16 protein-coding genes are annotated in these 13,899 nt (G+C 30.3%); 7 read left to right on the top strand and 9 right to left on the bottom strand.

Going from position 1 to position 13,899, the window contains the following annotated elements; translation table 11 throughout:
* Positions 1-34: 34 nt before the first annotated feature.
* A complete protein-coding gene (locus ETI37_RS05530) occupies positions 35-1,723 on the bottom strand; it encodes an Rqc2 family fibronectin-binding protein (RefSeq protein ID WP_006586726.1) in 1,689 nt (562 codons plus the stop codon).
* A gap of 279 nt (positions 1,724-2,002) precedes the next feature.
* Here ETI37_RS05530 and ETI37_RS05525 point away from each other — a divergent pair, with 279 nt between their 5' ends.
* The 7 genes from ETI37_RS05525 (at position 2,003) to ETI37_RS05495 (ending at position 7,784) form a co-directional block, all read left to right on the top strand.
* A complete protein-coding gene (locus ETI37_RS05525) occupies positions 2,003-2,416 on the top strand; it encodes a MarR family winged helix-turn-helix transcriptional regulator (RefSeq protein WP_006587315.1) in 414 nt (137 codons plus the stop codon).
* 73 nt (positions 2,417-2,489) lie between these two features.
* Positions 2,490-3,374, top strand: a complete 885-nt coding sequence (locus ETI37_RS05520; RefSeq protein WP_006586724.1) for a DegV family protein — start codon at positions 2,490-2,492, stop codon at positions 3,372-3,374.
* 106 nt (positions 3,375-3,480) lie between these two features.
* A complete protein-coding gene (locus ETI37_RS05515) occupies positions 3,481-3,726 on the top strand; it encodes a hypothetical protein (RefSeq protein ID WP_006586723.1) in 246 nt (81 codons plus the stop codon).
* A gap of 79 nt (positions 3,727-3,805) precedes the next feature.
* Positions 3,806-4,273: a Dps family protein gene (locus ETI37_RS05510; protein WP_006586722.1), complete on the top strand. Its 468-nt coding sequence runs from the start codon at positions 3,806-3,808 to the stop codon at positions 4,271-4,273.
* 124 nt (positions 4,274-4,397) lie between these two features.
* On the top strand, positions 4,398-5,378 hold the full coding sequence (locus tag ETI37_RS05505) for a hypothetical protein (RefSeq protein WP_006586721.1): 981 nt from the start codon (positions 4,398-4,400) through the stop codon (positions 5,376-5,378).
* An 84-nt stretch (positions 5,379-5,462) separates the two neighbouring features.
* Positions 5,463-6,128: a hypothetical protein gene (locus ETI37_RS05500; RefSeq protein ID WP_006586720.1), complete on the top strand. Its 666-nt coding sequence runs from the start codon at positions 5,463-5,465 to the stop codon at positions 6,126-6,128.
* Positions 6,129-6,281: 153 nt separating this feature from the next.
* Positions 6,282-7,784: a TcaA 3rd/4th domain-containing protein gene (locus ETI37_RS05495; RefSeq protein WP_022091162.1), complete on the top strand. Its 1,503-nt coding sequence runs from the start codon at positions 6,282-6,284 to the stop codon at positions 7,782-7,784.
* Between the two features lie 41 nt (positions 7,785-7,825).
* Here ETI37_RS05495 and ETI37_RS05490 read toward each other — a convergent pair whose 3' ends face one another.
* The 8 genes from ETI37_RS05490 to ETI37_RS05455 all read right to left on the bottom strand — a co-directional run bounded on the left by ETI37_RS05490 (position 7,826) and on the right by ETI37_RS05455 (position 13,861).
* Complete coding sequence (locus ETI37_RS05490; RefSeq protein WP_006586718.1) at positions 7,826-8,194, bottom strand: helix-turn-helix domain-containing protein; 369 nt, start codon at positions 8,192-8,194, stop codon at positions 7,826-7,828.
* 214 nt (positions 8,195-8,408) lie between these two features.
* Entirely contained in the window at positions 8,409-9,464 is a 1,056-nt protein-coding gene (gene xerS / locus ETI37_RS05485; protein WP_006586717.1) for a tyrosine recombinase XerS, read from the bottom strand.
* 961 nt (positions 9,465-10,425) lie between these two features.
* On the bottom strand, positions 10,426-10,710 hold the full coding sequence (locus ETI37_RS05480) for a hypothetical protein (RefSeq protein WP_006586716.1): 285 nt from the start codon (positions 10,708-10,710) through the stop codon (positions 10,426-10,428).
* A gap of 161 nt (positions 10,711-10,871) precedes the next feature.
* Positions 10,872-11,795, bottom strand: a complete 924-nt coding sequence (locus tag ETI37_RS05475) for a type II toxin-antitoxin system antitoxin SocA domain-containing protein (protein WP_006586715.1) — start codon at positions 11,793-11,795, stop codon at positions 10,872-10,874.
* A gap of 13 nt (positions 11,796-11,808) precedes the next feature.
* Complete coding sequence (locus tag ETI37_RS05470; protein WP_006586714.1) at positions 11,809-12,099, bottom strand: type II toxin-antitoxin system MqsR family toxin; 291 nt, start codon at positions 12,097-12,099, stop codon at positions 11,809-11,811.
* A gap of 122 nt (positions 12,100-12,221) precedes the next feature.
* Positions 12,222-12,443 (bottom strand): helix-turn-helix domain-containing protein, encoded by a 222-nt coding sequence (locus ETI37_RS05465; protein WP_006586713.1) that lies wholly within the window; start codon positions 12,441-12,443, stop codon positions 12,222-12,224.
* Positions 12,444-12,842: 399 nt separating this feature from the next.
* On the bottom strand, positions 12,843-13,391 hold the full coding sequence (locus ETI37_RS05460) for a hypothetical protein (RefSeq protein WP_006586712.1): 549 nt from the start codon (positions 13,389-13,391) through the stop codon (positions 12,843-12,845).
* A gap of 296 nt (positions 13,392-13,687) precedes the next feature.
* On the bottom strand, positions 13,688-13,861 hold the full coding sequence (locus ETI37_RS05455; RefSeq protein WP_022091161.1) for a hypothetical protein: 174 nt from the start codon (positions 13,859-13,861) through the stop codon (positions 13,688-13,690).
* Between the last annotated feature and the right edge of the window lie 38 nt (positions 13,862-13,899).

The raw sequence follows: 13,899 nt of genomic DNA, 5'->3' as shown, positions 1-13,899 counted from the left end.
TTAGCACCTTTTTTAACATAATTTTTATACTGTATTATTTGTCAATTCTCTTAGAAAGTACACTCTTTTCTTCAGGAGTAACTTCAATTGAATTTTGACCAGTGTAGATTACAAAACCTGGTTTGGCACCATTGGGCTTTTTAACTCGCTTATCAGCAACATAATCTACTTGGACATGTCCTGAAAAACGACCCTTTGAAAAATACGCAGCAATTTCTGCAGCTTCACGAATATCTTCTTCACTAGGCTGGCTATCTGTCAAAATAACGTGGGAACCTGGCATATTCTTAACATGAAACCAGATATCGTGTTTATTGGCCTTTTTAAAGGTTAACCAGTCATTTTGATAGTTATTTTTACCTACGAGGACAATTTTTCCTGATGATAATTTGAACTTATTGAGCGCCTTCTCATCGATTTTTTTATTTCTTTGTTTGCGATTGCGACGAATATAGCCTTGAGCTACAAGTTCATCTGTAATGCTATCAATATCTTCAGGTTCAGCGTTATTAACTGCTGTTTCAATTGAATCAAAATAAGCAAGATTTTCTTGTGCCAGACTGATTTGCTTTTTAACGTGTTTAATCGAATTGCGTAATTTTTGATATTTAGTGAAATATTTTTGAGCATTTCTAGCTGGGGAAAGGGCAGGGTCCAAATTGATTTTTAGCGGACGATTTTCATCATAGTAGTTTGGAACCTCAACTTCAGTCATTCCAGCTTTAACTAAATGCAAATAAGCATTGAGCAATTCGCCCTTTATACGGTAGTCCTCTGAGTTTTCAGCCTGATCAAGTTGTTTTCTTAGTTTAATTAACTTCTTAGAAAGCTTTTTTTGTTCATTAGATACAATATTGAGGACAACTTTTGCCCGTTGATGGACCCAATCACGAGTTTCTTGCTCATGATAAAATTCATCTAAGGCTTGATTTATATCCTCATTTTTTGAATAAGGAGTTAAGTCTAAGTGATAAGGCTGGTAAACAAAAATTCTTTCCTTACGTTTGTTATTTCTGAAGATATAACCCTTGGGATTCTCAAAATGATTGAAAAAAGTTTTAAAACTTTCAAAGCTATAATCATCTTCTAAGTATCCAGTTAATTCTAGACGGTCATCACGATCCAAGCCATTAATTTTTTTCGCTAAATCGAATGCGGAATTTTCACTAGCTAATTTGCTAAACTCTTCTTTGGTTAATAAAAATCCGTCTATTCCAGGGTTAAGGGGAGGTAATTCATACTTTGCTTTAGGTAAAAGTAGTCGTGCCCGATTTTCATCAGGATTGACTCTTTTGAGCAGATCAATGATTTTACTATCTTGCTTATTATATAAAATCACGTTACTGTGACGTCCCATAAGTTCAAGAGAAAGAACTAATTCAACCTCATCTCCCAATTCATTTCGATTTGAAAAATAGAAGTTGATAATCCGATCCTGCCCAACTTGCTTGATATCTTGCAAAATAGACCCTTCCAAATATTTACGTAAAACCATAACAAAGGTTGGAGCAACTTTTGGATTAGCCAAAGAGTTTTTAGTTAAGTAAAAACGAGGGTATTGGGGATTAATTGATAACAATAGTTGGTAATTTTTTCGATTTTTTCTAAAAACTAAAACTAAATCATGTTCAAATGGTTGATAAATTTTAGTTAACCGTCCCGTCAATAGGGTAGGGGATAAATTTTTAAGTAAACTATGTATAAATAGACCATCAAAAGCCATAATCTCACCTCAAATAAGAACTAGTTTCTATTATAACAATATATAACCAGATTAAGAAATCCCACGCATAAAACTAGACCAATTTCATCTTAAAAAAGAGGACCATGAATTTTAAATACCACGAAACTTAAAAAAATCAAGAGTTGTTATAACAGCATTATTGAATTAAACTAATTTAAGTCAATTAAGTAAATATATCAATAATAATTTTATTATCACTGGCATGCCATTGATATTTTGCTATAAATGCTGATAACTATTTTGTTATGGGGAGTAAATATGGACGTTTTACATTTCAATGAAATAGCAGAAACGATTAAAAAAATGATTCTTGAACAAGCGGGGCTTAACCTTTCGCAAACTCGAATTCTACTTTTCTTCGATGAAACAGAAAATGATTCTTTAACAATGGGGGAGCTTGCAAAAGGATTAAATATTTCTTTATCTACTCTTAGTCGACAGTTACAACAAAAGAAAACTAAAGAGTTGCTTGATGTTGTCAGATCTGAAACTGATTCAAGTAAGTTAGTCCATTTGAATGAAGCTGGTGTTTTAAAAGCTTCTGAGTTAAAGCAGTTACTTTCATCAATTCATGATAAAATCTATGCGCTATGGAATGAAGAAGAAACTAAATCATTTTTAACTCATATGGATTCGGTCTTAGATGAATTAAATAAAGAAACTATACAATAATTGCTTCGACTAGAATTATTATTTATGCTATAATTATCTTTAATTAAATCCTAGAGATGGAAGGCTTATTGAAGTGAAAATAGCATTAATCACCGACAGTACTAGCTACTTAACTAAAGAAGAAGTTAAGGATAATAATATTATAGTTGTACCTATTCCTGTCATTGTTGGTGACAAGGAATTTAAGGAAGGCATTGACATCACTGCAGATCAATTATTTAGAATGCAAGATGCCGGAGCTGCTTTCCCTAAAACATCCCAACCAAGTATGGGAGAAATGATTAGTCTTTTTAATAGACTTCATGATGAAGGGTATGACGCTATCATAACTATTACCTTGGCAGGAACTATTTCTGGTTTCAACCAAACATTAATGAATATCGCACGTACCAACCCTGAATATAATCTTTATCCATATGATTCCAAGATTACTATTCGTTTAATGGGTTACCTTGTTTTAGCAGCTGCTAAGATGATTAAAAATGGTTTATCAGCCGATGAAATTATCACTCGTCTTGATAAAATTCGTGATTCGATTGATGAATTATTTATTGTGGATGATCTAAATAATTTGAGCCGTGGAGGCCGTTTGAGCAATGCAGGTGCCTTCATTGGTACTATGCTTCATATCAAACCTTTGTTAACTTTTGACGATGAAACAGATAAAATCGTAGCATTTGATAAAGTTCGTTCAATGAAGCGCGCAGTTAAAAAGGTTGAAAGTTTAACTTTGGAACGAGTTAATAAACTTCCTTTCAAGAAAGATTTACGTTTCTTAGTAGTTCATTCAAATGATGCAACACAAGCAGAAGAAATCAAGAATTGGGTTAATGAAAACTTCCCAGAAAATCCAGTTGAAGTTGATGAATTCGGTCCAGTAATTGGTACTCACCTTGGGGAAAAGTCCATTGGTATTACGTGGATGAAAGATATCAATAAAGTTAAGTTAGATAAATAGCTAGCTAGTAAATGCTACCGTATGGTAGCATTTTTTGTTAAAAAATAATTTTTGAAAAAAATATTCTCCTTTTTGCGGGTAATTTAACTATGAGGAGGATTTTTTTATGAAAATTACTGAATTGATACAGAGAGTTGACGATTATTGTCATAATTGCGAGTTCTTTCAAGGTCTTAAAGGACAAATTGATTTAATTGATTATAATGATGATTATTTGACCTTTGATTATATTGCTCCTAAAAAGTCTACAATAGTTAAATTGGTTTACATTGTCATTGCACGTGAGAATGGTGAGATTTTTTTAATAAGTAAAAATAATTATCGAAAAATAGCTAAAAAATATAAATTATAATTATTCTAAGCTAATCAGTGTACATTTTTTACTTTTTTGACTATGATGAAGATGGACTTAGTTCATAGGAGGTACGATTATGAAATATCAAGAAACTAAAAAAGTGCTAAATCAATTAGTTGCCGATTTGAATCAAATGATTACCGTTGTTCACCAAACACATTGGTACATGCGTGGTCGTGGCTTTATGAAGTTGCACCCTTTGATGGACAAGTTTATGGATGATTTAAATGAACAAATGGATGTCGTTTCTGAGCGTTTAATTGCCATTGACGGAGCCCCTTTTTCAACTTTACGGGAGTTCGCAGATAATACTAAGATTTCTGACGAAAAGGGTCGCTGGGACCGTACGATGGATGAAAGATTAGAAATTTTAGTAAAAGATTATCGTTATTTAGCAGATTTATATCAAAAGGGTATAGATATATCTGATAAGGAAGGCGATGCCTCAAGCAATGATATCTTTACTAGTTTTAAGACTGATACTGAAAAAAGAATTTGGATGTTGCAAGCTGAATTAGGTAAAGCACCTGAAATTGATGCATAATTTCCTAGTAAAAGTTAAGTTCCTGAACACAATGAGAAAAACTCATTGTGTTTTTTCTTACCAATTTTTGCAATAATAAATATATAGTAGATTAGGAGTAGGTTATCTGATCAGGAGGGAAAATATGATTTTACAATTTCACTATCCAGCATTAAAGAATTGGTTTCCAAAAAGTGAAGAAATTATTTCCTTAAATCATCAATACCTTAAAGAAGTCCATTTTATTGGGAATAGTGAAGTTATAGAAATTAGCTTAAACTCGGCTATAACCTTATCAGAAGCTGAACAGGTAAGGAACTTTTTTGATTTGATTTTTTCATTATTTACGGGTACTAAAGTAGCCTGTGGACAGCGCTTTATAATTACAAGTGATGGGAAATACATTTTTATTGATTCTCGAAATCCATTAATTCACTACAATCGGGAGTTAAAGATTGAAGCAAGTAGATTAGACTTTAAAGTGTTTAAAAGCCAAGCAAAGCAATTATTTGAGCAAATTGACGCCAAATTCTTTTTGTGTGAACGTCTAATAGATGACTATTTGAACGATGACTTATCAGAAAGCTTCAATGGGTTTATTGCGGCCATATCTAATTTATATAACGAAAAGGTTAGTTATCAAACCATTGAGCAAAAGGCTGATCAAATTCTGCAATTAATACCTAACTTTCTTTTGGATAAGTTAGAAAAAGCTCTCAAACAACAACAGTTATATTTGATTAACTGGAAAGGAATTGAGGATACACATTTAAAATTAACGATTCAATCTTTTCCTTCAAATAAAGATTGGCTTGTTAACGTGTTAAACTTAATCCTTAAAAATGCAGGCTGGAATTCAAACAATATAACTAAAACAGAGTCTTTTTTAGCAAATAAAGTAATGGTTCAGAAATCAATTCAAGTTCTTAAATTCTTTGAAGGACTGATTATTTTGCAGTTAATAGGGCTAGAAGCAAAAGATGATTTAATTGAAAGCTGTAATAATTATTTAGACTTTTTACTCTTTAACCGACATAACTTAGCCTTTGAAAAGGCTACTATCACTAAAGATGAGTTTTTGAAGGTTGAGCCAGTTTTTCCTCTTTTGAAAGAAATTGATGATTAAAAGAAAAATTAACATCTTCTTTTTTATTTGTCTATTATTTCTATCTATATTAGACTATACATAGTTTGAAGATGGAGGTATTTTATGGAGAACCAACCTAAGGAAAATACAAAGGAAATATCAAGCTCATTTGCAACTTGGCTGAAAACATCTTTTACTAGTCCTGCTCAAGCTGTAAAAGGTCAAGTATGGTTCGGAATTGTAACTATCTTAGTAATTGAATTAACTAGTTTACTTGCTAAGCAGACAGATTATACTGCATTACAGTATCTTGCTGCTACATCAGCATATTTCAATGCCTTATATGGTATTTTAACTTCTAAGGTTTGGATGTTAGGAGTTACTATATTTGGGGTTATTGCACGTTTAGTATACATTTCTATCATTTGGTTTACACATAACTTTATTTACAAGCCTAAGCAGCAAGTTAAGTTGTTAGATTTCATCAATGATTATGCCCACCATATTGCGATTAGCTGGGTAGCTGTTATTATCATAGTAGCTTTGTCATATTCAACAGCTGAATGGACAAGTATCGCAACTATGATATTAGGCTTTGTTTCAATATTTATTAATGCCGTGGCTACTTTCCAAATGCTTTACTCAAGTAAAGAAGAAGCTAAGCATGATCCAATTTTTGCTAGCTTTTTATTCTTACTGTTGTTTGCTATTTTGATTGCTTTAACTTTTGCATTTGCCAGTCTTATTATTAGTGCATATATCAATACAGTTGGTATTTCAATCTATTAATAAAAAACTAGCTTAGTTTTCACTAGGCTAGTTTTTTTATTGTTCCAAATAGATTTGTAACAGTTTTTTAAGAAAAAATTATCTTATTTGCACAATTAATAAAGTATAATATTCTCTAAATAAACCTATAACCTAGACTAGGAGTTGGATTTTTTGAGTATCCGTTACTGTTTTAACTGCGGACATAAAATTAATAAGGCTGATGTTTATTGCACATATTGTGGGGCAAATCAAAAAACAAGAATTGTTCCTAATTCTGAAGCTGAAAGAAAACGCATTCTGTTAACTAGAAGTGATTTTAAAAAAGTTAAAAAATATCGCAATAATAATGGGTTACTAAACAAAGTTGATCTTTCGGTTTTTCGTCAAAAATGGATTAAGTTCAATCAAAACCATTCGTTTAAGCAAATTTTCCATTATTTACCTAAAAATAATTTTTCTAAAAGAAAGCAACGTCTTGTAATTGGATTGTTATTAGGAACTTGTTCTGTTTTATTTTTTGCTTTCTGGGGGATGAATTATTATAGCCGTGATAATCAACTTTCTCAGATTACTAATTATTTAGAAAATCCAAACAAGAAAGGCTTTGCTGCATACATTGTTAGTGATAAAACTGGGGCTATTAGTGAAAGCGATTTAAAACCATTTCAAAATTTCTTAGTTAATAATCCAACTGAAACTAATAATTTAATTAAGGCTATTAGTCATAACAAATCATATAAAAGCTCAATTAAATTAATAAAAAATGGTGCGTATTGGCTTGTCTTTCCAAGGTACAAGTTGAGTTTGCCAACATATTCATTAACAGTTACTACTAATCATGCTAATTCAAAATTAAAAATCAATAATAATTACAAAAGCATGAGTAAGCAGGGGAATACCTACGCTGTAAGCTTGAATAAATTAATTGTAGGTCAATATAACTTATCTACCCATGTAAAGCTATCAGGGCGTGATTTGAGCTCTACGAAGAGCATTAAATTATTCAATAATCAAACTGTAAAAATGGATATTAAAACATTAACTTTTACAGTTCAATCGTTACCAAATGCAAGTGTATATATTAACAACAAAAAAGTAGCTACCCTAAACGAGCAGGGAAAAACGACTATAAATAATTATCCAATTACAAGTAAAACTAAGATATTTGTTAGTTATGAGAATAATGATTCAACAATTGATTCTGAAATCAGCTCTTCATTAGCCCACTTTGCACAAAAAGGAGAAGCAGTGGGTAATTTACAGAAAAAGAACGGTAAATACGTTTATACGCCAACTTGGCAAGGGTTAGCAAGTTCTCAAGAAGCTAAAACATTGTTAGCTAAAGCCTTCAGTAAGAAAATAACTAGTGATGACTTTGTAAATTCAACGAACAATACCGACTATAAGACTTTAAAGAAAATGTTTAAAGGATTTAATAAAGATAGCAAAATCAAATCATATTCTACATCTGTAAAAATTATTAAAGTTTTACCACTTGGAAATAATGAAAGCCAAATAAGTTATGAAGTAACTTACAAATTTAAACATAAGTCTGATACTCGCATACAAGTTATGAAATACAGCAACGCTATTTTATACAAGAAAGGAAATAATATAAAAATACAAAGTGTTGGTGGTGGAAGTATCATCAGTGACAAAACAAAGAAAAATTAATTAACAAACAAAAAAGAAGGGAGTTTTTACAACTTCCTTCTTTATTTTGTTCGTGTTGGTTCATTAATTTCTTTAACCAACGAAAGAATTGCCTTGCAAACTTTTTCGGCTCTAAAAGTAGATAGTTTTCGTAATTCAGTTACAATCTTTTGAATAAAAATATCATCACCTTTAAGTTTGTAACTGGATATGTCTACTTTGCCATATGCTGCAGCAATTAAAGATGGCGTGTCCATATTCAAAGATTGAGCAATTGCATCAATCTTTTTAATCGAAATATTTTGGTCACCAGTTCGTTCAATTCTCGATATGAAGTTAACAGATAGTCCACTAAATTCAGCAAGATCTTCTTGGGTTAATTTCATTGCCTTACGTCTGTCACGTATTACAGCACCTAAACACATATCCATTCAAAGTCACAACCCTCTATAATAAAAACACTGCCCTAAAAACTAATTAAAATCTTATTCGAAGTAAATAGGGATATAAACGAATTAAAAGTTCTCCCACAACTATTTAACTCAACCTTAATATAACATAATTTTCTAGTATCTTTAAATAATATCACTTGTAAAATAATAAAAGTTTTGAAAGAGGGCTCCCCTAGCAGAGTAGGAGAGGGGACTAGTTATCATGATTATCAGCTAATTGATCAAGGGCTTTTCTTTGTTCTTTTTGATCGACATGAGTATAAAGATCTGTAGCAGTAGTGCCTTTTTGTCCTAGCTGTTGAGCCACAAGAACTTGGTCTTTAGTAACTCCATACAGTTCACTAGCCAAAGTGTGCCGTAATTTGTGGGGAGTAAGGGGATGACCAAAAGCTTTAGAATACTTGCTGACTAATCTTTCGATACCATTCGGAGTAATTCGAGAAGTTTTTTTATGATAATAAGTTAAAAAGAAGGCTTTATCATTTTTTTCAGCATGATAGCGTTTAGTACGAACTTCAGCATAAGCTGAAATATATGGCAGAGTCCAACTAGCAACAGGAATAGAATCTTTTTGTCCACCTTTACGAGTTAAATCTAAAGTAGCTTCTTTTAAATTAAGGTCAGATATGTTAATTGAGGAGCATTCAGATACACGAACTCCAGTACCAAGAATTAAGGCAATTATTGCAATATCACGTTCTTTATTTAGTTTAAAACTCGCTAAAGCTTGCTTATTACAAAGGCTGGCATATTTATTAGATAAGAAGTCAAGAAATTCATATTTTAAATTTCCCGTATACATGTGAGATTCCAATACATGCGCCCGATAATTTAAGGTTTCTAAATTATTAAGAGATTGAATTTTCAGCATTATATTATGATCAAAATATGGCTTATCAGCGGTAATTGTTAAGAATGTAAACAATGAGCGTAAAGCGTTAATTGAGCGATTAACCGTTGTTGGAGAATTTAAGCGACCTTGCTGATTTTTGCTATGACGTAGAGCATCAATGTAAATCATCATATCACTACGAGTAAGTTGCTTTAAGTCGTTTATTGATATTTCAACATTAGAATTAGCAGGGGAAAGTGATTGATGGCGTAGCCAATCAAAGAAACGACGAATTTCGGTTAAATATTGATAGCTAGTAGTGAGAGAATGGTTAGTACTGAGGTTGTATTCACGAATAAATACAGGCAAATTATTTAATTCTTGATCAATTAATGTTAAATATTTTTTTGTTTCCAAGGCTAAAACTCCAAATTCATAAAAATTGTACTTTCGAGAGAGGTATTTTACTAGCTAGCATTAAAATTATAGTTTTAATGCTAAGTCTAATATATTAATAATAGCAATTTACAGCTGGTAATACAAGATTAGGTATTATATGTAGCAGCAAATCTTCTGGTCCGCAAATAATTAAAGTATTAGATGTTTGTTTAATTGCATATCAAATTTTGAATGATATCTACCCAAATTTGATTATTGATTATCAGAATCAGCAATTAAAACTGAAAATGCCTTATTTAGATTTTGAATTATGTAATTAGATTTTTCTGCAACTTAGCTGGTTTGTACAAATAAGCAGTTGCTACTCATTTGTTGAAGCTTATTAGTTATTAACTAAAGCAATTGTTTTTGCTGTAGAATTGCGCTCTCAGCAATGATTATTTGGACGTTTATATATGCATAAAAGATTGTAGATGAATGACAATATATGCTATAAGTTAGCAATTCTAGTGATTAGCATAATTAGACGATCAATTAACTAACCGTTGGTTATTAAGGTGAATAATTAGAAAATAACTATAGTAAATCTAACATTGTTAACATCAACGTTAACATCAACTGCACCTGGAAGCATAATTAATAATACTTTTAATTATCAGTAGATAATGCTAAATATAATTACGAAGAAACTATTTTGTAGAACTCATTTTATAGATTATAAATAAAAGCTTTTTCTTAGAATAAAAAATAGAAAAAGCTTGAAATTAATGATTAATATTTTTGATAGCATATATATGCATATGGACTTAATTCAATCTAGTTGTTTTCTGAATGATGATTTTATATAACTTTACATAATATTGATTATACGAAGTTATACCTAAGAATGCTTATATATCAATGTTCTACCCTTGTGTTTTCACAAAAATTGTGGCAACTTTGGAAATACCGCAGTTGCCAGAGCTTTTTATAGTGTTACTTAATCTAACGGTTCCATTTTCTTAGTTGAATGCAACCAGTAGTATTTTTTTATTCCCGGATTAGTCTTCATTAATTTAACAACTCTATAATAAATCTCGTATTCTAAAGTTCCTTTTTCAATGCGAAGTAAGTCACTAGCTTTTTTAAAAGATGTAAGCTTCCCATCAAAATTATGTTTATTAATAGCTATTTGTCCTTCTTGATAATCAGTATAAATACTATATACCCACTCATCTTGATTATCTTCTAGCAATTTAATAGACATATACTTTAAAGTAATCATAAAAGTTTAATACTCCATTATATATATAAATTTAAATTGATTTTTTATTTTTTCTGAAATCATAATAGCAATAATCCTCATGTATTCCTATCAAAATGATTGTTGACACAGGTAAAATAAAAAAGAGTTTTATTTCAAACTCTTTTGACTTTCAATTTTGATTATTCTTCTCTACCTTTACTAAAACTATCAAAAATTAATTGATCCTTAATTATCAACTTTTCTTGTGTTAAAGACCAAGGAGAGCCTTTTCGATGTGTTATTTTGCTTAAACCAGCTGCTGTATAATCGATATACTTTTGATTAACCGCATGCAATAATTCTGATATTTCTTCATCTTGAGAAACTGTATTGTAATCCTCAATCGCTCCTTTTTCGATTTTCTCATCGTTTAACACAGTTTGTCCTTTAAACTTCTCGTGTACTTCAGTAACTACAGGGCCATATTGTAAATGGATAATTGGAGAAGAAAATAATTTATTCTTAGTAGAAGCTAAATATCTCCCATATGCAAAATAAAGCAACTTTATTACTTTCATTTGAGAAAGTGGATCAATATTCTTATTGCACTCTCTTTCAAAATAATTTTCAACAAGTAGCCAATTAGCTAATTGAACAGCTGTATATTTAGGCTTTATTTTATCTGGTGAAATAATGCTATTTTCATTTTTAAGATATGAATTTATTTTTGAAAGTAATTCATCAGAATATTGATTAGAGTTATCAATTAAATATTGTTGTAGAACTTGATCATTTTTGATTAAAGCTTTTAGTATATTATTATTTGCTGCAGTTGGGAAAGCTCCTGCTTCGTATAAAGCAATCGTGTTGGGACTCAATCCAGTTAATTCTGCTAAATTTCTCTGAGATAAACTTAATTTTGCACGATACTTTTTCAAGTCTTGAGGCGAAATTAGGCCCATATCTTTGCGATATAACTGACGGGCTTTTTCAGCAGCTTTATCATCTAATTCGTTGTTGGGAATCAATTCATTTGTATTACTATCAAAAAGAGCTGGAAAAGTTATTGCGTATTCATGTCCATTGATTGTGTAGGTTGTTGAAAAATCTTTTTTGTAAACCATGTAACTTTCCTCCTTAATAATCCAGATGAAAACTGATAAACACTACTAAATTATTATTTTCTGTAAAAACAAACTTTATATAGTATTTCTGCTCATCAGCAGTTTTAAATATCCATACAAATTGTAATGGATTGTTACGATTAGGTTCATGCTTAACAAAATCGTCAATTGATAGTTGCCTAATTAATTCTTTAGCAAGCGGTACAGAAACTGGCATTGCCATTTTATCAGTTCTCCTGACCATTTTAAATTTGTTGTGTCTAACAAGAAATTTTAATCTTGCTAATGCTTCAGCAACGTCCATCTGAACTCTCCTTATTTATTATTGATAATATTATTATAACAATATCTAGAATACCTTGCTACTAATTAGTAGCAGAACAGTGGCTCTATCTCTTTTGGAGCAAAATAAAAAAGAGTTTTATTTTAAACTCTTTTATCCAATTCAATTAGCTCATCAAATAATTGACCTGGTGTTGTATCTGTTGCAATTGCTACAGCTTTTAACACTTTAACAGTTTGTCCCTCTAATTTTTTACCATCTTTTAATGCATTATTGATGGTCGTATATGGAATCCCAGATTCTTTAGAAATTTGATAGGCACTAATGTTTTTTTCTTCGATGTATTTCTTTAATACGTTGCTCATATATTTTCCCTTTTATAAATAAAAAAATAATTCCTAAAATCAATACAAAGACAACTAATATTTCACATTTTATAATTAGGTTTAAAATTTGCATTTTCTTTTGAATGAAAGATAGTAAATATCCTATTTCATTGCTGATATACTATCTTACAGTTTGCTCTCCTTAACACATTACAATCAAACTTCTTACTTTCTAAAGAAGAAGTACCAAATAATAATTCCCAAAATTGAATAAGAAATTGCACTTATAATTTTTTCTTTTCTTTTCTTGTTGTTTTACTTATTTTTACTTCTAATTTCATAACACTCTGTCCCATAATTTTTATAATCTATTCCTTTAATTATTATGCATCATTGTAATAAAAATGTTGAGTATCTTTTTATAAAAATCTAGTATTATCAATCTTTATCTAGTTTTACGTTTATCCAATAAAATTCATCTATACCAGGATCCGTTTTCATTAAATCAAGTATACAGTAATAAATCCAAAATTCTACGGTTTCTCGTTTTACATTAAGCTGTTTACTAGTTAATTCAAAAGAGGTAATATCTCCAATTTTGGTTTCTTTATCAATTATAACCATACCTTCTTCGCAATCAGTATAGATTTCATATATCCATTCCCTATCAGTATCTTCTAATAACTTTATTGACATAAAGTTAACATATGGCATTAATGAAAAATTACTAGAATGCAACCAATAGTATTTTTTAATACCTGGTTTTATTTTCATTAATTTAGCAATTCTATAGTAAATTTCGTATTCTACAGTTTCTTTTTTAATCTGAACACGTTTGCTTGCTTTTTCAAAAGAGGTAAGTTTTCTATCAAAAGTCTGTTTATTAATAGTTATTTGCCCTTCTTGATAATCAGTATAAATACTATATATCCACTCATCTTGATTATCTTCCAATAACTTGATTGACATAAACTTTAAAGTAAACATAGCACTAACCTTTTTCCCCTATTCCTCTTTATATTCTTCTAATGATTGTTCGATGCTTTTTCTAATTGTTCGGTTATTGTCGTACTATATGTTTTTAGTGCCATATTACTTCCTCCTTAAATATATTATGACATATTATATTTAACAGTAACAAAATAAGAAAGTGATGTTTCAAAATTATTATAAACCATACTAAAAAGCCCTGTCTTTAACCAATTACTAGTCAAAGAACAGGGCTTCTTTGTTCACTTATTATTTTTCTTTAGATTTCGAGTTTAGATTCATTAATTTGCTATTTAAAATAGCCGCCTTTTTCTACCTAAAATACCTAGACCTACTAGTCCTGATAAACTTATAATCGTAATGCCAACAGATTTAAGCAAACGATGCTTTTTCTTTGCTACAAGTGGAATAGCATTTTCCAAAATATCTTGCTTATTTAAGGCAACATCGTTAATTTTGTTAGACATATTAATCATTCCTTTATCTTAGATTTGACTATAGTATG

This window comes from Lactobacillus mulieris (assembly GCF_007095465.1).
In the GTDB taxonomy this organism is placed as follows: Bacteria; Bacillota; Bacilli; order Lactobacillales; family Lactobacillaceae; genus Lactobacillus; species Lactobacillus mulieris.
The sequence above is the reverse complement of the archived record's forward strand: the minus strand, read 5'-3'. Positions and strand labels throughout refer to the sequence as shown.